Below are 22,041 nucleotides of genomic sequence, written 5' to 3'. Positions count from 1 at the left end.
AGTATATAATTTTACTATAACAAGGAGGGAGACAGACATGAAAGCGATTGTTATGAATGAGTTTGGTGCATCTGATGTTTTAAGATATATAGAATGTCCAAAGCCTAGTATCTCTAAAGACGAAGTCCTAATACGCACAACGTATACGAGTGTGAACTATGCGGATATAAAAAACCGTACAGGCAATAAGGCTAAAGCCAATTTCCCGATGATTCTTGGTTTAGATGTTGCAGGTGTTATAGAAGAGGTTTTCGATGATAACAGTAATTTTCAAAAGGGCGATCAAGTCATCGCATTTCCGAAAAATGGAGCTTATGCAGAATTGGTTGTAGCGAAGGAGCAACTTGTTTATAAAGTTCCAAGTGATGTACCTCTTGAGAAGGTGGCAGCTGTACCAACTGTGTCATTTTTATCGTATATCTTAACACATCAGATAGCACCTATTCGTCAACAGGATTCGGTTTTGATTCATGCTGCTTCTGGTGGCGTTGGGACAATGCTCATTCAAATGGCAAAAAAGCTAGGGGCTAAACAGATTATTTGTACGGTGAGTAATTTGGAGAAGGCCGCTATTGTTTATCAACTTGGTGCGGATCACGTTCTTACTTACGATCAATTCAGTACACATGTCAATCAACTTACAGATGGTAGTGGTGTTGATCTTGTGTTTGATTCCATTGCAGGGGCTGTAACAGAAGAAAGTTTAACTTGTTTAGCACTTTATGGCACACTTGTACAATTCGGCAATAGTGGTGGCAGAGCAGGAAATATAAAAACATCTGATTTACATAGTAGCTGTCGTAATATAAAAGGATTTAGCTTAGGCATGACTAGAGCTTCGAAACCAGAAATACTACAACAAGTTGCGCAGGATATTTTTACTTTATTAAAAGAGGATAGTTTCCAAGTGCCAATTGCTAAAGTTTTTGCCTTAGAGGAAATGCAAAAGGCACATGAATTGATGGAAAGTCGTCAGCATCAGGGAAAAATTCTCATTAAAATATAAAAAGTTAGGAAAAAGATGACGCTCAAGTAGGAAAGAGTGTCATCTTTTTTTATCAACTTTCTAATTCATTTAATTTTTCATAAATACGTCTTTTTCGGTAGAGCATAATGCCTGTCTCAGCAACATCTTGAATCATCCCTTTATTGGCAAAGGCACCAAAGACCATGCCGGCAATTGGAATCATTTGAAACAACTTTTTCCAGCCTAGCTGATCTCGATACGTGTAAAATACTTCCTGCCATCCTTGAAGTTGTGAAATCATATTATCAGAAGCCTTTTGAGTGCTATTCATAGTAGCAAGCTCCTGTAAAATTGCTTCTTTACCAACAATATCAGCAGAAGTAAACTGTAGGCACTTGACAATAAAAATACGCTCCATTTTATCATTAGGGTCATAACCATGAATAATCGCTATTTCTTGCAATGTTTTTAGCGCTGTCCCTAAAATAACAGGAATATCAATAGCCAAAGTAAAGATTCCACCAAATCCAGTAGAAGCTCCTTGAACGGTAGCGAATTTCACACGCTCATTTTGTAATTTATCACTGAGGGTAATCATGTCCTCTAAAGGAATTTGTCCAATATCAGATATAGTCAAAATATGCTGTGTAGAAGAATGGTTGCGAATTTTTTGCATCATGGCTTGTTCATTGATTAAATATTTTCCGCCCGACTGAATATAATTCCCTAATTCATCCACTAGTAAAGCAATTTTATTTTGAATAAAGGCAGGTGTCATTTTATCTAATAGCTTGAATGGTATTCTTCCTAATTTCTCCCAAAACCATAAATCCTTTTGGTCTTTTTCCCACACTTGAATCTCTTGTAAATGCTGTTCTAATAGCTCACGATTCTCCATTATCTTCTAATCCCCTTATGTGTCCATATACCTTTACATACGAAAAAAAAATGATAAGGTTTCGCATTATTAAAAGAGGATTTCGACAAGTTAATGAAATCATCGTTATTGCCAAACAGAAGCAAGAAGTGCAATGCCATCATTAATTTGTTGAAAAGTCAGTCCACCGTAGCCCATAAGGACCATTGCTTCTTTCATTCCATTTTGATAAGAGGAAGAGCATGGGTAGACTAGAATTCCTACCTCTTGTGCAAGCTCGATCGCTCTTTCTTCAGAGAGATGTTGGGGTAACTTCATGACAATATGTAGCCCAGATTTTTCACCGATTACTTGAAATTCGTTTGAAAAATGCGTAGAGATGGCTGTTAGTAAAGTTTGTTGTTTTTTTCGATAAATCGTCCGCATTTTTGCTAAATGCTTATCAAATAATCCTTGGGCTAAAAAATCTGCTAAAACAAGCTGATCCACTTTGGAGACAACGGACTTTTGCTCATGATGAAAGTTTATAAATGCTTGCACTAGAGATTTTGGCAGTATCATATAACTAATGCGTAAAGATGGAAGCAACGTTTTCGAGAATGTTCCGAAATAGAGGACATGATGAAGCTGATCCATTTTTGCTAAAGAGGGGATTGGAAGCCCCTTATAACGAAATTCAGCATCATAATCATCTTCTATAATAAGTGCCTCGTTCGATTGAGCCCATTGTAATAATGCAGCTCTTCTCTCCATTGTCATAATCATGCCCAAGGGAAATTGATGTGCTGGTGTTGTGTATAACATGTGAATTGTTTTTTGAGGAAGTGTAATACCCGATTTATCCACAGGTATTGCTACTGTAGACAATCCACATTGTTGTAAAATCGCACGTACTCGTTTAAAGCCTGGTTCCTCTAAACCAACACGAGTCGTTGAACCAAAGAAGTGACAGAGGGCTTGAAGCTGGCTTTGGGTTCCACTATAAACAAACACTTGCGAAGCATCACAAACAACCCCACGGGAACGTTCTACATAGCGAGCAATCTCTGTTCGTAAAATTGCCTCTCCTTCCCATGGGCTTGTTGATAAGTTATTCATATTAAAATGCTTTTTTATAAGCTTGTGCCAAACGGCGTAAGGAAAAGCCTTGTTATCCACATGCCCATTATTAAAATCATATTGTATGTCGTTTGGAGTGATTATACTCGGGGGAGAATCATGTTGCTGTACTTGTTGTAACCAATCTAATTCAAAGGGAGCGATATAATAACCTGATCGCTCCTTGCTATAAATATAGCCTTCTGCAAGTAATTGTTCGTAGGCTTCCTTTATGGTATGTACACTTACATCCAGTGTTTGAGAAAGAGCCCGTTTAGAAGGTAATTGCTCATGAGCGAGTAACCTTTTCGATAATATAGACTGCTTTATTTCTTCGTAGATTTGTATATATTTTGGTGAATCGCCCGTAAATGAAATGGCAAGCTCCACAATAAAAACCTCCTCTGGTATGGCTGATTTTTTAGTAATTGGTTATATCTATCATATCAATTTTATCGTTAAATAACTAAAAAAGGAGTGAAGTGTTGTGGAATTTATCGCATTAGAAAACGAAGTAGTAAAACTAAAACCTTTAGAGCCGTATGATATACAAGGGATATTAGAGGCAGGGAGTTATCCAGAAATTTGGTCTCACATGTCCACAGCTTTAGAAAAAAGGGAGGATGTGAATAACTTTGTGGAAAACGCACTAATAACAAGAAGCGGAAAAACAGAATTTCCTTTTGTTATTGTGGATAAAAAATCAGGCGATATTATAGGATCTACTCGATTTATGGATATTGATGATAAACACCAGCGCCTAGAAATAGGTAATACATGGTTGACACCCTCATACTGGCGCACAGCTATCAATACCAATTGTAAATATTTATTATTACAATATTGTTTTGAGCAACTTCATTTACAAAGAGTTCAAATAAAAACCGATCATGAAAATGTCCGTTCTCAAAAGGCTATTGAGCGTATAGGTGCAACAAAAGAAGGTATACTGCGCAATCATATGATTCGCAAGGATGGAACAACTCGGCATACAGTCATGTATAGTATTACAAAAGAAGATTGGCCACAGGTAAAGAAACATATAGAAGAGCTATTAGTTCGATTTGCTGGGAATTAGGAATAATATGGTATTTTAATAATCTAAAAAACTATTTTTTCTTATAAAAAGTGTCAAAAAACAATGGGAGGGGTAGAGTACCTAAAACTTGAAAGAGGGTAATCTACTTGAAACCAAAATTCACATTAAGACAAATTTACGGTGAAAATGCTGTCTATACACCAAGAACACCTTACAGTGATAATCCGTGGATGATGGACGATCCACATAAGCTAGATGCTATAACTTCTAGAGAAGTAGCTATTGCTGATATCCCTGTTTTAGTACACCGAGCCACACAAACCGAAAAAGCCCAAGCGCTTCATCAATTAGCGGGGTTACCGTGGGTCCAACAACCTTATAGCTACGACACACAGGAGGAGTATTTGGCACAAATTCAATCTTGGTGTGAGGAAGGTAAGGCGATTGTTTGTCAGTATATACATGACTTGGAGCACATGGATCGTCAATGCTACTGGATGGATGCGGAAAAATTTAATGAGCTGAATACAAAAGCATATATTGATCATTTAATCGATAGCAAATTTGTGCCAAGTCGTTTAAATGTTGAGACCCATAAACTCTCGGATGCCATAAAAAATTGGCAGCCACCTGTTGTGCTAAAACCTGGAGATGATTCTCCAACATCAGGAGGGTATGGCGTCACCATATGCCATAATAAAGAGGATCTAACAGAAGGATTACGGCAATTTCGAATGACTGGGACTGAAAGTATAATAATTGAAGAGCTACTAAAGACAAAGGACAATTATAGCTGTCAATTTGTTTATTCAGAGGAGCTAGGCATTCAATACTTAGGAGCTTCCCAGCAAATAACGGATGACAATGGCATATATCAAGGAAACATCATTGTAGATAAAGTGCCTGAAAAAGTAATTGAAGCAGGAAAGCATATTATGAAACGTGGAGTAGAGGAAGGCTTTGTTGGTGTGGCAGGCTTTGATTTAATTGTCACAGAGGCAAGTGATGTTCAAGCGATAGACTTAAATTTTCGTCAGAATGGTTCTACCTCGATGCTGATGTTTCATGATGCTTTAGGCAAGCCTATCAATAAATTTGCTTCTTATGCAGCACAAAATCCGCAAAAGAATGACTATTTCTTTCAAACAATTAAACAATTTATTGAGCAAGGAGTTTTGTTTCCTTTATCTTTTTATGATGGAGATTATTTTGAAGAGCCCGTTCCTTCTAGATTTGTTGGTATATGGTATGCAGATACATTAGATGAGATTGAAATGCTTGAGCAGGAATTATTAGATGAAGAAAAGAATGGTCATTAATCGACCATTCTTTTCTTATAGATAATTGCTGTGAAAAACCAAGAAAGAAGAGACCAGATAATAATGGTAATGAGAGGAATAATCACATCTGTGATGGAATACTTACCTTCTAACGCATCCGCTAAAAGTAATAATTGTGTGCTAGGCAGCCACTCAGCTATTTTTAGGATGGGATAAGCAGTTGCTAAAGTTAGGGCAAGTGGTCCAAACGAGAAAATAAAGACAACTGGTAAAACGATAATTGATCCTTCCATAATGGATTTAGCAAATAATCCACATAATGTCCCAAGTGCAATATAGAAGACTGCAGAAAGGATTAATGCAATCGATAAAACGAATAGATTGGCAGGCGTATATCCGACAAGAAAAATAGACATTGCAAGAACGACAATAGTGACGATCAGAACAAATAAGCTTTTACCAATTAAAATATCGCCAAGTGAAGCAGGGGAAAGCATGAGACTACGCAATGTGTTTTTCTCTTTTTCCTCTGCTATTAAACAGCATTGTATATAGGTTGTTACCATCGAGAAGGTAATATTGATTGGTAGGAAATAAGCATTTATAGAAGATGTACCTGATTGATTATATAAGAATGCTAAAATAAGTGGCATAAGTACCATTATTGATACGGCATAGTTACGTGAGAATTCCTTATAGTCTTTCACCAATATAGCTTGAATACGTGTCATTGAAATATTCATACTAAATCACTCCCTGTTATTTGCATAAAAATATCACCTAAAGTCGGCTCGTTTGTATTGATTCTTGTCACTTCGTTGGCTTGCATCCATTGATACAACTTCTCTGCATCCTGAGAACCATTTTGGATAATTTCTTGTGTACCATTTTTGAGTTCAACTGTAATGGAGTCGGTGCCAAATTCCTGCTTTAAGTCATTAGGAGCACCAATTGCCCGAATTTTTCCCTTATGTAGGAAAGCCACACGGTCACAAAGTATTTCTGCCTCACCCATATCATGTGTTGTTAAAAAAATGGTTGTACCCATGTTATTTAATTTTCGTAAACCATTATAAATATGCTGCGTATTGACAGGATCAAGTGCAGAAGTAGGCTCATCTAAAAATAATAATTCGGGTTTATGCATAATAGCGCGAGCAAGTGTAACACGTTGAATCATTCCCTTTGAAAGCTGACTGATTTTCTTTTTTCGATCTGCATATAGGTTCACAAAATCTAGAGCTTCTTTTACAGAAGAGTCAGGTAGCTGATATAAATTACTATAAAGTAATAAATTCTCCTCAATTGATAGTCTAGTATACAAACCGCTATTATCTGTTAAAATACCAAAACGTTTACGATTTTGACTTTGTTTCATTTCACTAGCTGGTTGCCCAAATAATAGAACGCTGCCAGCAGTTTTATCTGTTTGTGCGGTTAATATTTTAATAGTAGTTGTCTTGCCAGAACCACTTGGACCAAGAAAGCCAAATATTTCACCTTTCTGAATCGTAAAGGAAACATCTTGTAATGCAGTTTCTTTATTAAATGTTTTTTTTAAGTGTTGCACATCAATCACAGTGTTCATGTGTAAACCTCCCGTTTTGTTGTTGATGTCTACACTATAAACAACAAGCAAAGGGTTTACAGCAAAAATAGGGTGAAGGGCAGAAAAATGACCTTCAGTGGAACCATATTAGAGGTGACAGGAGTCGTTTATTTCCTGGGAAATCTACTAAATTCCGAGTATTTCCTTTAAATCAGCTAGTTTATTTTTCGACAGTGGGACTACAGTCTTTTCAGTGCTGTTGAGCGCTAGACTATAGCTATTACGCGTCCATGTAATGATTTCCCGCACTTTTTGTAGATTCACAATATAGGAGCGGTGGCTTCTAAAAAAGCCGAATGGTGTCAATTTTTGCTCTAGCTCATTAAGCGATAAAGAACACGGATATGCTTCACCTGCTACATAAACAGAAACGCCCCCCTCAACACTTTCAATATAATCAATTTCAGGTGGATTAAATAAAATAATCTTGTCATTTTTCTTTGTAGGAATTTTATCAAGTCGGATGGGTGTATTTTCAAGTGGCTGAGGAGGTTGTTCGTTTATTTCATCCTCTTTCACATCCAATGCATGTAAACCTGCTCCGTCTAGCCTATGTATAGTTGTACTTGTAATCATTAAATCTTCTAGATTATTTGATAATAAAATGATAATTTTTTGCTGTTTTATAAGATTGTTCAATAACTGTTGGACATTTTGTTTAGAAAATTCATCTATATTTTGAAAGGGTTCTTCTAAGATTTGAATAGGTGCTTGATGTAGATACGTATTCAATAACTTTAATCGCTGTTTTTCACTATTAGACAGTTTACTAATTTTACTGTTCTTTTGATTAGTAAGGCTAAATAGCTTTAATAAATTCTCTGTTTCGTCCGTATTACGATTAAACAGTTTTAAAAAAAACTGGATATTCTCACGAACAGTGAGGCGCTCATATAAAGCATTCTCACGGAAATATGTAAAAGTATCTTCTCGTTTCATAAACCAGTGCATTAATGTATGTATTTTTGAAACATCTGTGTAGATACCAATAATGGTGCCGGGCTGTAAGGAAAGGTGAAAATTTGGATAAATAACGTTCCCTACCTCGATATATGGATCAACCAGAATATCAATATTTTGTTTCATTTTGTTCCTCCTAAAGTTTTTCAGCTTGCAAAAAGCTCTTGATGTCACCGTGTGCCTGCAAGTAGCTTCTTTGGCAATAGTTTGAGTTATAAGCATCCATAAAACCATGTAATCCTTGATATTGTTTAGTGTGAACATTTTCTATGTTAACAAGTGCCTTCTTTAATGTGTGAACATCAAAGCTACTTTCATAGCTAGGTAGAACGACTAAAGTAGGACAAGAGGGTATAACATCGAGGTATTGACGTATACGTGAACCATATACACATATTATTCGATGTAGAGGGAGTGTTGCCAATCTCCAGGCTAAAGTTGCTCCTACACTATAACCAATTAATACCACCTCATCGTAATTCTCAGACGCCTTCAATAGATTTTGTGAAAGCAACTCAAGAGGGGTGTCAAAGCCAACTGTCTGTAAAAAATAATCATAAGCTTGTTTTTCTTTCTCATAAGAAAAGGAAAGTCCCTCTGGATAGAGCGAGATAAAGGAAACGGAAGTGTCTTCATCACAGTATGCTTGTACCTGTTCTTTTATAAAATGATTAACTCCATAAATTTCATGTAATATGAAAATTTTTCTTTTCATTGTGACCTCTAATATCTTTTTTCCAATAGTGTATCAAAAAGTAAGTATAACGTATATTTAGCTTTTAAAATGAACGGTGATCACAACCTTCAAAAAGTTCAAACATGGACATTTTTACATTCATGCACAAAAAAACACAAATTCATTATTCAAGCATTATATGTACTCAAAAAAACGGATTTGCTATTATCTGTTTGATAATAATTCTCACTGTAATGAGATTAAAGGAGGATATATGATGAAAAAATCTGTGATATTGATGCTACTCTTTGCTTTACTAGCAGTATTGCTAGTTGCTTGTAATAATGCTGAAGAGAAGGTTGTGAATCAACCCCAAAAAGAAGAAGGTGAGATGAAGGAAGAACCGTCCAGTTATCCTCTGACATATACGGATGCTATAGGGAAAGAAGTAGTTATTGAAAAAGAGCCACAGCGTGTTATTTCGCTAATGCATGTATTGTATCCAGATGTTTTACTAGCATTAGATACGAAGCCAGTCGGAATAGCGAATGCTGATACGATGTTCAATTTGTGGGAAGCCTATCAATCTTTTACGAAGGAACAAAAATTTGCTGACATTGGAGATGTTAAAAGTCCAAGTCTCGAAAAAATCGTAGAACTAAAACCGGATTTAATTTTGGCTGCATCGGGTGTTCATGATCAGCTATATGACCAATTGTCAGCAATAGCACCTGTTGTTTATTTAAATCAAAGAGCGATGTCTACTGATCAAGAGTTAGCTGTAACAGAAATTTCAAAGGTGTTAGGAAAAGAGGAACAAGGAAAGGCGTTACTAGAAGAGGTCAGCAAAAAAATCACAGACAGTCGTGAGGCTTTAAAGAATTTTACAGCCAAAGGAGAAACAGTGGTCTTTACATCCGTAAATACGAAAGAGGGATTTTGGATTTATGGCAAGAATATTGCGCCAACCAATTCTGAAAATGGTTTAGGTATTAAAGTTCCTGAAAATTATCCTGAAGATATAACGAAGGAAGTAAGCATGGAGGGGATGTCAGTCTTAAATCCAGAGCACCTATTTATTTTTCTGGATAAAAGCGGCATTACCATAAGTGAAGATGAATTTTTAAAATCCTATGAAGAAAGTGCGGTATGGAAAAACATCAATGCAGTGAAAAATGGAAATATCTATATTGTCGACCGCTCTTTATTTGCACAGGATGCACCGATCGCAACCATGTATGGGATAGATGTAGTTGTAGATATTTTAAAAGATAAATAGAGCATGTTTAAAATGTAATAGTATGTCTAAAGCATACTATTTTTTCCTATTACATGAAGGAAACGAATATAAATTTTATTACTAAATAGTGACAGTATCTGTATTTAATTAATGTTATATGACAATTTTATTTGATAATGATTATCATTATCGTATAATGGAATTAAGGAGGAAATGTAAAGCAGTATTATATGAATAAAAGTACACAGTAGGGTTGTAGTGAAGTTGCAGTCCAATTGTTGGAATAGGTAATGACAAAATGAAAGGTGTGTTAAGTATTGTTAGAACAAGAATTATATGATGTAACAATCATTGGTGGTGGGCCAGCAGGTTTATATTCTAGTTTTTACTGTGGGTTACGTGAGATGAAAACAAAGCTAATTGAATCACAGCCTCAACTAGGTGGGAAAGTTCATGTTTACCCAGAAAAAATGATTTGGGATGTTGGAGGTGTAACGCCTATTTCAGGGGGACAACTAATTAAGCAATTAGTTGAGCAAGCCTTAACGTTTAACCCTTCTGTTTATACAAATGAAAAAGTGCTGTCAATTGCCAAAAATGAAGATGGTATTTTTGTGATTACAGCTGAGTCAGGAAATATTCATTATTCCAAAACGGTTATTGTCGCTATCGGCGGTGGTATCCTGAATCCTCAAAAAATTGAAATTGAGGGTGCTGAACGCTTTGAAGTGTCTAATTTAAATTACACAATTAAATCCTATGAAAAATTTAAAGATAAGGCAGTTATTATTTCCGGTGGTGGTAACACAGCAGTAGACTGGGCATTAGAGTTAATGGAGATAGCCTCCAAGGTCTATCTAACCTACCGAAAGGATACATTGTCTGCACATGAGGCTCAAATTACAGAGCTTACAAATAGTTCGATTGAATGCCATTTCAATTCTGAAATTACAAAGTTGATTGCAGACGATCAAGCAGGAATGATTAAAGCGATTGATTTAACAAATCATGAAACAGGCACTGTAACGGAAATTCCTATAGATGAAGTGGTCATCAGTCATGGGTATGTACGTGATAAAGAGTTATTAGATAATAGTCCGTTAGCAATTGATCGCAAAAATGATTATTTTATTGCTGGCACAATTAATAGTGAATCATCCATCCCAGGTCTTTATGCTGCAGGTGATATTTTACATCATGATGGTAAAATCCATCTAATTGCAGCAGCCTTCCACGATGCACTTCACGCAGTAAATAGTGCGAAGAAATATATTCAACCTGATGCTTCAGAGGGTGGGATCGTTTCTTCACATAATGATATTTTCAAACAACGTAATCGCAAGCTGTTACAGGAAAGTTTAAAATAATCAATCTTAGGAGCACTAATGTACTGTTGGTGTTCCTTTCTTTTTTTCTTATCATGCTTAAGAGAAGGGAGGCATTCAGAATGGATACACAAGAAATTATTGAATTTTATACAACTGCGCCTTTAACATTTATTGATGTCATTACAGAGAAGATTTCTTCCGAAACGGTCGTGATGAATTATACGACGATGACGAATGCAGCAGGTCTATTATTTCCAATTAACGGGGTAGCTGATGTGGTAATCGCAGGTACAAATTATCGATTAGAAAAAGGACACGTTATCCATGTTGGTCCAAATTTGCCGATACAACGAACAATTACGAGCGATACTAAATTCGAGTATGCTGTCATTCATTTTCAGCTATCTGACGGAGAAAATTCAAAGTTCCCCCTATATAACCACCATTTTGCTTTACAGGTAGGAGAGCAGATTAAATTAATGAATATGTTACAGCAGTTAATACAAAATTATCTTATGCGCAGTCATTTATCATTTCTTCAATCTAAAGCTCTCTTTTTGAATATTTTAGAAGAAATTATTTTATTGATTAAAATGATGGACTATCAATATAAAAAAGAAAATATAGCGTTAATTATGGAGTATATACAAGAAAACTTTACAAAGAATATGACTGTTATAGATATCGCCAATCATTTTAATATGGAACGAAGGAAACTAACCTATCTATTTGAAAAAAGAATGGGTGTTAGCCCTAATGTTTATCTTACTGATTTACGTGTTCAAAAATCTAAGATGTTATTAAGCACCTCTCATTTATCTGTGAAAGAAATAGCAGAAAGTGTGGGCTACACAGATTATTTTTATTTTAGTCGTGTATTCAAAAAAGTAACCAGTTTATCGCCTAGCGAATTTCGAAAACATATGAAATAACAAACACCTAATGGAAAAATAACTTTCATTGGGTGTTTTTCATATAGAAAGAACATAGCTTTTCTTTTTTTGGACAACCTAAGATAGAAATAATGACATGAGGTGATGATCATGAAAATAGAAAGGTCGTCCGAGTGGGGAGAAGGCTTTATCAATCGATTAACTCATCTTGAAAAATGGCAAAGTTGGACATTATATAAGATGAACTATGATATTGTGAAAATGAAATTAATCCCTGAGTTCACAGGATTACAAGCTACAAAGTATTTGCCCAATTTAAAGCCACTAGCGCACCAGCTAGAAGCAGCAGAAACAGTCATTGAACGCATGAATGGAAAAGCTATTTTAGCCGATGAAGTAGGTCTTGGTAAAACGATTGAAGCGGGTTTAATTTTAAAGGAATACCTTATTCGAGGTCTTGTCAAAAGGGCATTGATTTTGGCACCTGCTTCTCTAATTAATCAATGGATAGAAGAGTTAAATTTAAAATTTCATATACCTGCCATCGCTTATAAAAAAAATTGTCCAATAGAGCGCTATGATGTACTGATTATGAGTATGGATACTGCTAAAAAGAGCCCACATAGAGAGCGTATTTATGAGCAGGATTACGACATGATTATTATTGATGAGGCACATAAATTAAAAAATAATAAAACTCAAATTTATGAGTTCGTACAAGGTTTAAAGAAAAAATTCTGCTTATTACTAACTGCCACACCTATTCAAAATGATGTTTTCGAATTGTATTATTTAATTTCATTATTAAAGCCAGGCCATCTAGGCAACTATGATACCTTCCAATCGGCCTTTTCAGCTAGTAAGCATCATTTAGAACATGATGATTATTTAAAAGAATTGGTCAATCAGGTAATGGTGAGAAATCGAAGAGAAGATACAGGGATTGAATGGACAAATCGTTGTGTTCAAATTGTGCCGATTACATTTACGCAGGCCGAGAGAGAAGTCTATGATATGCTTGGAGCCCTTGAAAATACAGGCTCATTTTCGTTAATTACATTGCAAAAGGAAATGTGTAGTAGCAAGGAAGCCACAGCACTTACACTAACTAATATGCTAGAAGATCATGTGCAGTCACAAGAAATTGAAGCGCTTTTAACAAAATTAATGGCTTTAGACGTGAATTCAAAGGCAATAAAGACACTCGAAATTGTAAAAGAAGCACAGGACAAGGTTATTATATTTACGGAATATCGAGCTACTCAAATCTATTTGCAATGGTACTTACATTCTAATGGCATAACGAGTGTGCTGTTTAATGGTAAGTTTAATAAAAATAAACGAGATTATATGAAGCATCTCTTTAAAGAAAAGGCACAGGTACTCATTGCGACAGAGGCAGGAGGAGAGGGGATTAACCTTCAATTTTGTCATCATGTAATCAATTACGATTTACCATGGAATCCAATGAAGCTAGAGCAACGAATTGGTCGTGTCCATCGTTTGGGACAGGAGCATGATGTTCATATATATAATCTTGCTATTGAAAATACCATTGAAGAAAAAATCTTGGAATTACTTCATACAAAAATTGATGTGTTCGAGAAAGTTGTTGGTGATTTAGATGCCATTTTAACAAACTTTAAAGAATCAGTATGAGGTAAGGAGGAGAAACCATGTATCCGCAACAAGTCCATCACTATTTAAAAGAATTTTTCATTGAAAATGACTGTGCGATTTTAGGAGAAGAAAATCATTATTTAACAGTTCAATTAACGATAGATATTGATAAAAGGATTATGAATAGGCCATTTTATTGGCAGTATGTAGAAGCGACTAATAGTGAGCCAAACCCAGCTCAAGTAACCTTCATTACCAATCAAACGGCAATAGCTAGTAACGTATTTGGCGAAGTTATTCATTATGGTTCACCGCGTTTAAATCAGCTTTTTCTAGCGACTAGAGAGTTAGGTGCCTATGTACAATTGTTTGAAAAGGTTGATAGTGATATGGGACAGGTCATACTAACGCCTTGGTTAGGTGTTAATTTTAAAGTTTCCTATTGCTGTGATCGCACAAAAGAAACGCTTTATTCATTAGGTATCAATTTATTGACGGGTGTTATTAAGGAGGATTTCCATGAAACGATTTGTTCATCGGAATTTGACACAGAGCCCGCAGATAATGTATTTCATGTGCAATATATTATAAAGCCAATCCGAGCACTGGAAAGATTAAATGATACGGTTGACACAATCATTGAGCGAGATGATCATTCATGGGCAACAGAAGCACAAAAAAGATGGCAACGAGATCAACGAGTCTTAGATTATTTTTATGAAGAAGTAGAAGATAAACCAGAATGCTATGAAATAGAAAAAAAAGCATTAGCGGAGCAATATGAATCCAAAATTAAAATAGAAATTATGAACGGTGGATTATTTTATCTCTTTTAAATGAGGAGCTGTCTAACATAAAGACAGCTCCTTTTACTTTTAAACATCTTCAACCATGCTTTGCAACTGGGCCAATTTGTTGTCCCAAAATAAATGGAAATATTGGAGCCAATCTTCAATTTCTTTTAAACGATCACTATGCAAAGTATAAATTTTCTCTCGGCCTTTTTTTTGAGCAGAAATTAGCTCTGCTTGCTCTAATATTTTTAAATGCTTCACGACAGCCGTTCTACTAATATCAAAATGCTCAGAAATATTGGAAATAGGTCTATCGCTTGCTGCGAGGAGCTGTAAGACATTTCTTCTTGTAGGATCAGCAATTGCTTGAAAAACATCATATTTCACTGCTGATTGCGTCATTAGGATTCAACAGTCTCTTTCAATTTTTGATTAATAATCATTGTCCAGCCGCCATCCATTTTTGTACGTACAGCTTTAGCAGTAGTGTTCGCTTTAGGAATAAGGTGCGAAGCTCCCTTCCAGCCACCATGTGTTAATGTAAATTCTGTTTGCTCTCCTACTTCTTTTAGCTCAAAAGTAACGAACCAGCCGTCATGATCCCAGGCGAATCTTAGAAAATGTGGTGCATCTACACTTTCTACTTTACATGGAGATGGACCAAACGGTGATTGAATAGTGAACTCGTGGCCTTCAATGGGTTGAAAGTCATTTGGCATAAACCAAGAGGCAATCTTTTCAGCGGTTGCAACAGTTTCCCATACTTTTTCGATAGGGGCATTTAGTGTAATTGTTTTAACAATATCCTGTAATTTTTCAGTCATATTTAGTTACTCCTTTTTTATTAATTAATTACGTATCGGTGTAATTGCCGCTGGCGCTTCGCTTTTCGGGCGGGTAAACAATGCAACCAGATTTTTATCACGCTAGATAAAATACAACCATAAGGTGTTATGAATATATAACACCTTATGGTTGTATGTCAACGAATTAAATAAAGTAATTTGTATCTATCTGTAGGTCACTGCTTATGTTACAATTATTTTTATAATTTTCTGACAGAAAGAGAGGGAGTAATATGGTCAACATTTCTGTGTTTTTAGTTATGTGCATTTTACTCATTATTTTACCTGGTCCCGATACAGCCATTGCAACAAAGAACACACTAACTGTAAGCAAAAAGGGAGGTTTACAGACGATAATAGGTTCATGCTGCGGTTTATTGATTCATACATGTGCAGCAGTTATTGGACTTTCCGCTATTATTGTTAAATCAGCTTATATATTTTCCGTATTAAAATATATTGGTGCGGTTTATTTATGTTACTTAGGCATCAAAACCTTATGGACGCTTCGAACAATACGCACACAACCTCCTGTTGTACAAGACGAGGAAAATATAGATCACCATTATGCTCAGCAGTCTTGCTTCAAGCAAGGGTTTCTAACAAATGTAACAAATCCAAAGGTTGCTGTGTTTTTTCTAACATTTCTTCCCCAATTTGTAGACGGTACGAGTGGAACGTTTTTTCCGTTTTTAATAATGGGTCTAATTTACACAGCCTTAACAATGTTATGGTTTGTGTTCTACGTGTACCTTTTAGATCGAATCAGTGCATTTATGAAAAAGCCAACTACAAAAGCCATTATCGAAGGAGTAACTGGAGCTGTGTTAATTGGCTTTGGTATAAAATTAGCATTAGAAAAAGCCCATTAAATGGTGCTACCCCCCCAATGTTAGTGTAATAATCTAACTTTGGGGGTGTTTTTATATGGCGAAATATAGCCAAGGTTTTAAATTAAAGATTGTTCAAGCGTATTTAAAAGGGAATCTAGGATACCTATTATTAGCGCAAAGATATGGTATTCCATCTCCAACTCCAATCAAACGTTGGGTTAGGGTTTATAAAGCTTTTGGGGAAGAGGGTTTACAACGGAAAACAAAGCATGAAGAATATTCTTTTCAATTCAAATAGAAAGTTCACTTGTGACAAATATTTTATTGGTCATAGCGAACGTTAATAGCGTATTGATGATAATGGTTTTTGTAACGCCTTGTTGTTGAATAATAATTTTTGAAAACTTTAAGTTAGCCACACGGCTGGCTAAAATATATTCCTCTGCTTCAGTAATTCGTCTACCATCAGGATGGTTCCCTAAAACAAAATGGCCAGCGTAAGAATTTTTTAGCACATTAGGATGCATGGATTGGTAATGGACCTCCATAATGGTATCTATTTCCCCCATATAATACTGAGTCACTAAATAATTTTTTAAAGCCCCTTTAAGGTCAATCGCGATAGCTGTATCAGCTAAAATTGTCCGAAAATAAACAGGCACGATATTAGCATCTTTAATGTTTGGTTTTACTTCAATACAAATTTCACCAGAGTGTTGTACAAATAGTTGAACAATTGCTTGATGATTATCACCTGTTAAAGTGACAATAGTTTTTCCAAAATGTAAGCTTCGAAAAAAAATACTTTCATCCGTCATATAGCCAGCAGCAATATGACGATTCTCGATATGTAGTGATTTCGCTTTTATCCCTAAAACGTCTTCACAGTTTTTTAGTTCATAAACGTGTTGTTGAAATGTAAAACCTAAATAATGCCTATTAACGATTCGATTTTCAAGCAATTGTTTCAACATCTGCTCCATCTCCAATTTTTGATAAATTAAGACAATATTCTTAATAAATTGTAGGACATACAACTCTCAAAAAACTCACCATATGTCGAAAACTTGTATATTTTGACGGAGGTAAAAAGCTCTGAAGTTCTCTTGATATGAAGAATTTCTAAGACGAATCAGCTAATAGAAAAGGATAAAAAGAAATGATAGAGAATGTATTACTAAACAGGAATTCTAAAAATCTTTTCATAACAAATACGAATAAATGAGGAAGATAGTTATGGAATTACGAGATTTAAAAGCATTTATGGCTGTTGTTGAACATGGAAGTTTTACGAAGGCTGCAAATGAAACCTTTGTTTCACAACCATCATTAAGCAAAAGCATAAAAAAATTAGAAGAAACATTGCACGTTGAACTTTTGAATAGATCTACTCGCAATGTAGAGGTAACAGATGCAGGCAGTGTTGTCTTTCAGCAAGGACAAAAAATAATGCACGCTGTACAAGAATTACATATTTTACTAGATGATTTATTGAATATTAAAACAGGCTCTATCAAGTTAGGGATTCCACCTTTAATTGGCACTTTATTTTTCCCTGAAATCGCTAGGAACTTTCACCAACAATATCCAGAAGTGCATTTGGAGCTTGTCGAACGGGGTGCAAAAATGGTTGAAACGCTAGTTGAAAATGGTGAAGTTGATATGGGTATCGTTGTATTACCAGCAGATGAAAGGAAGTTTACGGTTCAATCATTTGTAGAGGATCAGTTTTTTGTATTTATGAATGAATCGCACCCGTTTGCACAGCAAGACTGTATAGCTTTGCAAGATTTAAGAAATGAAACGTTTATTCTCTTTGCAGAGGAATTCACGCTGCATGACTATATCATTAAATCATGTGAAAGCATTGGTTTTACACCAATCGTTGGTTATAAAAGTTCACAATGGGATTTGATTGTCGAATTAGTATCCTCCAATTTAGGAGTTACATTGTTACCGCACTCAATTGCTGCCAAGCAAACAAATTCCAATGTGAAAACAATTCCATTACATAATTTTGATATGCCATGGCGTTTAGGGATTATTACGAAGAAAAATACATATCAATCTTATGCATTAAAACAATTACTCAAAACAATTCGTAGGAATGAAGAAAATTAATTTATTCCAATTAAGAATAAATAGTATTCGAATTAATTCCTTTACTTGTAAAATAGCGATGATGTAGAATTTTTCTTAATAAACGAGCAAATTTAGGAGGTTTCAATATGGGGAATGGGAAAGTGTGGAGTTCTTTTGAAGAAGCTATCGCGGATATTAAGGATGGAGACACATTAGCTGTAGGGGGCTTTGGGCTATGTGGTATACCAGAAAAATCAATTGCAGCGTTAGTACAACAGGGGACAAAAGATTTAACGGTTGTCAGTAATAATTGCGGTGTAGATGACTGGGGGTTAGGTTTACTGTTAGCTAACCAGCAAATAAAAAAAATGGTTGCTTCTTATGTAGGGGAAAATAAAATTTTTGAACAACAATTTTTAAGTGGTGAGCTAGAAGTAGAATTAACGCCTCAGGGAACACTTGCAGAACGTCTTCGTGCAGGTGGTGCAGGAATTCCTGGATTTTATACAGCTACTGGGGTTGGAACGCCAATTGCTGATGGAAAAGAAGTTAAGGTTTTTGCTGGTAAAGAGTATATTTTGGAAGAAGGAATTGTCGCTGATTTTGCACTTGTAAAAGCATGGAAGGCTGATAAACTCGGTAATTTAGTATATAGAAAAACATCACGCAACTTTAATCCATTAGCTGCTATGGCAGGGAAAATTACTATTGCCGAGGTAGAACAGATTGTGGAAGTGGGAGAACTTGACCCAGACCATATTCATACACCAGGGGTTTTTGTACAGCGTGTGTTAGTAGGTGAAAATTACGAGAAACGTATCGAGCGTTTAACGGTGAAAAAGGGGGAAGCGTAATGGATACAAGGCAAAAAATTGTCAACAGAGCAGTAAAAGAAATAACAAACGGTATGAATGTCAATTTAGGTATAGGTATCCCAACACTTGTTGCCAATGCAATCCCATCCGATTATGACGTGATGTTACAGTCCGAAAACGGCCTTCTTGGCATTGGTCCCTATCCAGTAAAAGAAGACTTAGACCCTGATTTAATTAATGCGGGGAAAGAAACGGTCACGGCAGTTCCTGGGGCATCCTTCTTTGATAGTGCCGAATCATTCGCCATGATTCGAGGTGGTCACATTGACCTTGCCATTTTAGGTGGTATGGAAGTATCAGAAACAGGAGATCTTGCTAACTGGATGATTCCAGGGAAAATGGTAAAGGGAATGGGTGGTGCGATGGACCTTGTCGTTGGAGCAAAAAGGGTCATCGTTGTCATGGAGCATGTCAATAAAAACGGTGAATCTAAAATTAAAAAGGAATGCGAACTTCCATTAACAGGTAAAGGTGTTGTGCATCGATTAATTACAGACCTAGCTGTATTTGATTTTACGAAAGATGGAATGCAACTTATAGAATTAGCAGAGGGCGTTACTTTAGAGGAAGTAAAAGAGAAGACAGCTGCTTCGTTTAGCGTAGCTTTAGCAAAATAACTTCAGACCTAGGACTGTTCCTTGCGCTATTGACTCACTCTACAATAGTCTAAAAAGGGAGCAAGAACGATGGAACAAAAATGGACAAATGAATTAGCGGTAGCACAGGTTCGAATCGCAAGGCCAACAGATCAATTAAAGGAAATTGAGCGTTTTTACTGTGAAGGCGTTGGATTAAAGAAAATTGGATCTTTTACAGGACATCGCGGTTACGATGGTATAATGATTGGGCTTCCAAACGCAAACTATCATCTTGAATTTACAGAGCATGTTGAAGGGAGCCCGTGTCCTGCACCAAGTAAGGACAATCTGCTAGTACTTTATATTCCAAACGTCGAAACTATTCACCGTATTGTCAAACGACTATCATTAATGGGGTACCCAGAAGTAGAGCCTGAAAATCTTTATTGGGCAGAGAAAGGTATAACCATTGAAGATCCTGATGGTTGGCGTTTAGTATTAATGAATACAGAAGGTATTTAAATAAGAATAAACAACACGAGCTATAAATGTAGGCTCGTGTTGTTTTATGATATCCAAAATACCCTATGCAGTATATAATTTAAATAGGAGGTGTCACATGCAACGAATAAGGACAATTGATAATTGGAAAGAAATATTAGAACGTTCTAGGAGCAAAGCTTGCCTTGTATTAAAATTTAGCATGACATGTATTAGTAGTATTTCAGCATTAAAAGAATTTAAAGCATTAGCAACGGATCTACCTAAATATCTTGTCATCGTGCAAATGGATAGAGTGGTTTCCAATGCTATTGCATGCGACATTCAGGTGAAGCACGAATCACCGCAGCTATTAATATTGCAGGATGGCAAAGGAATTTGGCAAGCAACTCACTACAAGATAAAGCAACCTCTGTTAGTGGATGGTATAAAGCAGTATGTAAAAACAACAACGTAAAAAAGATACCCCTCAATACATTTTGGGGTATCTTGATTCTTGAAAGGACTAATCCTCTAAAGCTTTATCTTCGTGATAGTTAGTAGCGCTGGATTCAATATCCACCTGTAGATAATTGGTCCAATCCACTTTGTTATAATCTTCTTCACTAAAATAGATATTTAAGACCTCTGTCATCGTTTTGTCCCCATCAGGCTCAGTGAGTGGAGCATACCAAGTGATAGCTGGTGTCTTAACACTTTTTAGCTTGGATAATTCAGCAAAAATTTTAGTGGAATCCTTCAACATCTGACTTTTCGATCCCTCTGTCACATCTGTATCCTGAATGGAAATCGTCACAACACCTTTGGATTCTTCCACAGAGAACTCATTTTTAACGATCACACCCACAATATCTTCAACAGAAGTGTTTTGATCGACCGCTACTTCCTTTGGCTCCGCACTTTTTCCACAAGCTACTAATAGTAGTGAAGCGAATACCATTAGATAAATCAATTTTTTCAATAGCATAACCTCCCTTGTTACTCCATATATGCGCAAAATGGGAGGGAATTATACAGTATAAGAGCAGGTTATTTATACTTTTTTGTATTATAACTTTAACGCTAATAATGCTATGTAATAAAAAAAGCACCTTAACCATTCGGCTAAGGTGCTGTATAGGCAATATAATGTAAAAAGCCGCGTATGCCGTAGTTATTATAGAAAGTTTTAAACCACCACTCCTCAAAGTGGGTGTTCGCAGAAGTTTTCTTGCTTATCCTCATGCACCGTAGTGTGAGGCCCGTCATTCCAACTCCAATAATAAAACTCCCTTTTACAGCTTAAAGGTTAAAACTTAATATTATACGAACAATGCAGCCTTTATGGATATAATAAAGCATGATGAAAAAACATGCAAGTAAGATGATTGCAGTAAATTAGTCAATGGGCAAGTGTTCCAAATTGTAGGATGCGTAACTAGAAATTCCTTTAAATATGCGCAAATGCTTCATATTTTTTTCACAAATGCGAACAAAAAATACGAACAACCTTTGCTTATTATGGTTGACTATGTAAAGATAGGAGCATAAAGAGAATTTACTTAGCAAAAATGTAAAAGGAGGAAGCGGAAATGGCAGCTTACCCAAATTGTCCAAAATGTCATTCTGAATACACGTATGAGGATGGAACAAACTTTGTATGCCCAGAATGTGCGCATGAGTGGAGCATGGATGCAACTGAACAAGAATCAGTTGGAATGATTGTAAAAGATGCAAATGGCAACCTGTTAGCTGACGGCGATTCAGTTACTATTATTAAGGATTTAAAGGTGAAGGGAAGTTCTTCTACTTTGAAAATAGGGACAAAGGTAAAAAGTATTCGTCTTGTAGAAGGTGATCATAATATTGACTGTAAAATTGATGGCTTTGGTGCTATGAAATTAAAGTCAGAATTCGTGAAAAAAGCATAACGACAATCAGCATGCACCTAAACTTCTGTGACAAGT

At 35.8% G+C, this 22,041-nt stretch carries 26 protein-coding genes and 1 other RNA gene; 16 read left to right on the top strand and 11 right to left on the bottom strand.

What is annotated here, in order from left to right; genetic code table 11:
* The first annotated feature begins 37 nt into the window (after nucleotides 1–37).
* Nucleotides 38–1,006, top strand: a complete 969-nt coding sequence (locus tag GJU32_RS14000) for a quinone oxidoreductase family protein (RefSeq protein ID WP_155592580.1) — start codon at nucleotides 38–40, stop codon at nucleotides 1,004–1,006.
* A gap of 52 nt (nucleotides 1,007–1,058) precedes the next feature.
* Here the strand turns inward: GJU32_RS14000 and GJU32_RS13995 are convergent, their stop codons facing one another.
* The gene (locus tag GJU32_RS13995) at nucleotides 1,059–1,865 is read right to left on the bottom strand and encodes an EcsC family protein (RefSeq protein ID WP_155592579.1); all 807 of its coding nucleotides are present in this window, start codon (nucleotides 1,863–1,865) and stop codon (nucleotides 1,059–1,061) included.
* Nucleotides 1,866–1,970: 105 nt separating this feature from the next.
* Entirely contained in the window at nucleotides 1,971–3,332 is a 1,362-nt protein-coding gene (gene pdxR, locus GJU32_RS13990) for a MocR-like pyridoxine biosynthesis transcription factor PdxR (protein ID WP_155592578.1), read from the bottom strand.
* Between the two features lie 97 nt (nucleotides 3,333–3,429).
* On the opposite strand from pdxR, the gene GJU32_RS13985 reads away from it, so the two are divergent.
* Nucleotides 3,430–4,020 (top strand): GNAT family N-acetyltransferase, encoded by a 591-nt coding sequence (locus tag GJU32_RS13985; RefSeq protein WP_155592577.1) that lies wholly within the window; start codon nucleotides 3,430–3,432, stop codon nucleotides 4,018–4,020.
* A 107-nt stretch (nucleotides 4,021–4,127) separates the two neighbouring features.
* Complete coding sequence (gene ldmS / locus GJU32_RS13980; protein ID WP_155592576.1) at nucleotides 4,128–5,300, top strand: L-aspartate--L-methionine ligase LdmS; 1,173 nt, start codon at nucleotides 4,128–4,130, stop codon at nucleotides 5,298–5,300.
* Here ldmS and GJU32_RS13975 read toward each other — a convergent pair.
* The 4 genes from GJU32_RS13975 to GJU32_RS13960 form a co-directional block, all read right to left on the bottom strand.
* On the bottom strand, nucleotides 5,297–6,004 hold the full coding sequence (locus GJU32_RS13975) for an ABC transporter permease (protein ID WP_155592575.1): 708 nt from the start codon (nucleotides 6,002–6,004) through the stop codon (nucleotides 5,297–5,299). The genes ldmS and GJU32_RS13975 overlap by 4 nt on opposite strands.
* Nucleotides 6,001–6,849, bottom strand: coding sequence for an ABC transporter ATP-binding protein (locus GJU32_RS13970; RefSeq protein WP_155592574.1), 849 nt, complete (start codon nucleotides 6,847–6,849; stop codon nucleotides 6,001–6,003). Before GJU32_RS13970 ends, GJU32_RS13975 begins: the two co-directional genes overlap by 4 nt.
* A gap of 147 nt (nucleotides 6,850–6,996) precedes the next feature.
* The gene (locus GJU32_RS13965) at nucleotides 6,997–7,956 is read right to left on the bottom strand and encodes a LytTR family transcriptional regulator DNA-binding domain-containing protein (RefSeq protein ID WP_155592573.1); all 960 of its coding nucleotides are present in this window, start codon (nucleotides 7,954–7,956) and stop codon (nucleotides 6,997–6,999) included.
* Nucleotides 7,957–7,966: 10 nt separating this feature from the next.
* Nucleotides 7,967–8,545, bottom strand: a complete 579-nt coding sequence (locus tag GJU32_RS13960) for a dienelactone hydrolase family protein (protein ID WP_155592572.1) — start codon at nucleotides 8,543–8,545, stop codon at nucleotides 7,967–7,969.
* A gap of 238 nt (nucleotides 8,546–8,783) precedes the next feature.
* Between GJU32_RS13960 and GJU32_RS13955 the strand changes: the two genes are divergently transcribed.
* The 5 genes from GJU32_RS13955 to GJU32_RS13935 all read left to right on the top strand — a co-directional run bounded on the left by GJU32_RS13955 (nucleotide 8,784) and on the right by GJU32_RS13935 (nucleotide 14,423).
* Nucleotides 8,784–9,785, top strand: a complete 1,002-nt coding sequence (locus tag GJU32_RS13955) for an iron-siderophore ABC transporter substrate-binding protein (RefSeq protein ID WP_196426703.1) — start codon at nucleotides 8,784–8,786, stop codon at nucleotides 9,783–9,785.
* A 278-nt stretch (nucleotides 9,786–10,063) separates the two neighbouring features.
* The gene (locus GJU32_RS13950) at nucleotides 10,064–11,113 is read left to right on the top strand and encodes an NAD(P)/FAD-dependent oxidoreductase (RefSeq protein ID WP_155592570.1); all 1,050 of its coding nucleotides are present in this window, start codon (nucleotides 10,064–10,066) and stop codon (nucleotides 11,111–11,113) included.
* A gap of 80 nt (nucleotides 11,114–11,193) precedes the next feature.
* Entirely contained in the window at nucleotides 11,194–12,006 is an 813-nt protein-coding gene (locus GJU32_RS13945; RefSeq protein WP_196426702.1) for a helix-turn-helix domain-containing protein, read from the top strand.
* A gap of 105 nt (nucleotides 12,007–12,111) precedes the next feature.
* Nucleotides 12,112–13,626: a DEAD/DEAH box helicase gene (locus GJU32_RS13940; protein WP_155592568.1), complete on the top strand. Its 1,515-nt coding sequence runs from the start codon at nucleotides 12,112–12,114 to the stop codon at nucleotides 13,624–13,626.
* A gap of 17 nt (nucleotides 13,627–13,643) precedes the next feature.
* The gene (locus GJU32_RS13935; RefSeq protein WP_155592567.1) at nucleotides 13,644–14,423 is read left to right on the top strand and encodes a YqhG family protein; all 780 of its coding nucleotides are present in this window, start codon (nucleotides 13,644–13,646) and stop codon (nucleotides 14,421–14,423) included.
* 39 nt (nucleotides 14,424–14,462) lie between these two features.
* Here the strand turns inward: GJU32_RS13935 and GJU32_RS13930 are convergent, their stop codons facing one another.
* Together GJU32_RS13930 and GJU32_RS13925 are read right to left on the bottom strand one after the other, a co-directional pair.
* Nucleotides 14,463–14,783, bottom strand: coding sequence for an ArsR/SmtB family transcription factor (locus GJU32_RS13930; protein ID WP_155592566.1), 321 nt, complete (start codon nucleotides 14,781–14,783; stop codon nucleotides 14,463–14,465).
* Nucleotides 14,783–15,205 (bottom strand): SRPBCC family protein, encoded by a 423-nt coding sequence (locus tag GJU32_RS13925; RefSeq protein ID WP_155592565.1) that lies wholly within the window; start codon nucleotides 15,203–15,205, stop codon nucleotides 14,783–14,785. The genes GJU32_RS13930 and GJU32_RS13925 overlap by 1 nt, the downstream gene beginning before the upstream one ends.
* 254 nt (nucleotides 15,206–15,459) lie before the next feature.
* Here GJU32_RS13925 and GJU32_RS13920 point away from each other — a divergent pair, with 254 nt between their 5' ends.
* Both GJU32_RS13920 and GJU32_RS13915 read left to right on the top strand, forming a co-directional pair.
* Nucleotides 15,460–16,098, top strand: a complete 639-nt coding sequence (locus GJU32_RS13920) for a LysE family translocator (protein ID WP_155592564.1) — start codon at nucleotides 15,460–15,462, stop codon at nucleotides 16,096–16,098.
* A gap of 55 nt (nucleotides 16,099–16,153) precedes the next feature.
* A complete protein-coding gene (locus tag GJU32_RS13915) occupies nucleotides 16,154–16,357 on the top strand; it encodes a helix-turn-helix domain-containing protein (protein WP_155592563.1) in 204 nt (67 codons plus the stop codon).
* Here GJU32_RS13915 and GJU32_RS13910 read toward each other — a convergent pair.
* Nucleotides 16,350–17,033 (bottom strand): hypothetical protein, encoded by a 684-nt coding sequence (locus tag GJU32_RS13910; RefSeq protein ID WP_155592562.1) that lies wholly within the window; start codon nucleotides 17,031–17,033, stop codon nucleotides 16,350–16,352. The genes GJU32_RS13915 and GJU32_RS13910 overlap by 8 nt on opposite strands.
* 262 nt (nucleotides 17,034–17,295) lie before the next feature.
* Here GJU32_RS13910 and GJU32_RS13905 point away from each other — a divergent pair, with 262 nt between their 5' ends.
* From GJU32_RS13905 to ytxJ, 5 genes are all read left to right on the top strand, one after another.
* Nucleotides 17,296–18,180, top strand: a complete 885-nt coding sequence (locus GJU32_RS13905) for a LysR family transcriptional regulator (protein ID WP_155592561.1) — start codon at nucleotides 17,296–17,298, stop codon at nucleotides 18,178–18,180.
* 107 nt (nucleotides 18,181–18,287) lie between these two features.
* Nucleotides 18,288–18,995 carry a CoA transferase subunit A gene (locus GJU32_RS13900; protein ID WP_155592560.1) on the top strand — a complete coding sequence of 236 codons (708 nt, stop codon included), beginning with the start codon at nucleotides 18,288–18,290 and terminating at the stop codon, nucleotides 18,993–18,995.
* Nucleotides 18,995–19,633 carry a 3-oxoacid CoA-transferase subunit B gene (locus GJU32_RS13895; protein ID WP_155592559.1) on the top strand — a complete coding sequence of 213 codons (639 nt, stop codon included), beginning with the start codon at nucleotides 18,995–18,997 and terminating at the stop codon, nucleotides 19,631–19,633. The genes GJU32_RS13900 and GJU32_RS13895 overlap by 1 nt, the downstream gene beginning before the upstream one ends.
* A gap of 69 nt (nucleotides 19,634–19,702) precedes the next feature.
* Complete coding sequence (locus GJU32_RS13890; protein WP_155592558.1) at nucleotides 19,703–20,116, top strand: VOC family protein; 414 nt, start codon at nucleotides 19,703–19,705, stop codon at nucleotides 20,114–20,116.
* Between the two features lie 97 nt (nucleotides 20,117–20,213).
* Nucleotides 20,214–20,552 carry a bacillithiol system redox-active protein YtxJ gene (gene ytxJ / locus GJU32_RS13885; RefSeq protein WP_155592557.1) on the top strand — a complete coding sequence of 113 codons (339 nt, stop codon included), beginning with the start codon at nucleotides 20,214–20,216 and terminating at the stop codon, nucleotides 20,550–20,552.
* A 48-nt stretch (nucleotides 20,553–20,600) separates the two neighbouring features.
* Here ytxJ and GJU32_RS13880 read toward each other — a convergent pair whose 3' ends face one another.
* Nucleotides 20,601–21,062 carry a hypothetical protein gene (locus GJU32_RS13880; protein WP_230875047.1) on the bottom strand — a complete coding sequence of 154 codons (462 nt, stop codon included), beginning with the start codon at nucleotides 21,060–21,062 and terminating at the stop codon, nucleotides 20,601–20,603.
* 164 nt (nucleotides 21,063–21,226) lie between these two features.
* Nucleotides 21,227–21,419, bottom strand: a non-coding RNA gene (gene ssrS / locus GJU32_RS13875) — 6S RNA.
* A 247-nt stretch (nucleotides 21,420–21,666) separates the two neighbouring features.
* On the opposite strand from ssrS, the gene GJU32_RS13870 reads away from it, so the two are divergent.
* Complete coding sequence (locus tag GJU32_RS13870; RefSeq protein ID WP_155592555.1) at nucleotides 21,667–22,005, top strand: zinc ribbon domain-containing protein YjdM; 339 nt, start codon at nucleotides 21,667–21,669, stop codon at nucleotides 22,003–22,005.
* The last annotated feature ends 36 nt before the right edge of the window (nucleotides 22,006–22,041 follow it).

The organism is Lysinibacillus cavernae (genome assembly GCF_009724685.1).
Lineage (GTDB): Bacteria > Bacillota > Bacilli > Bacillales_A > Planococcaceae > Lysinibacillus > Lysinibacillus cavernae.
Note: the sequence above shows the minus strand (reverse complement) of the source record. Positions and strands in the feature narration are given on the sequence as shown.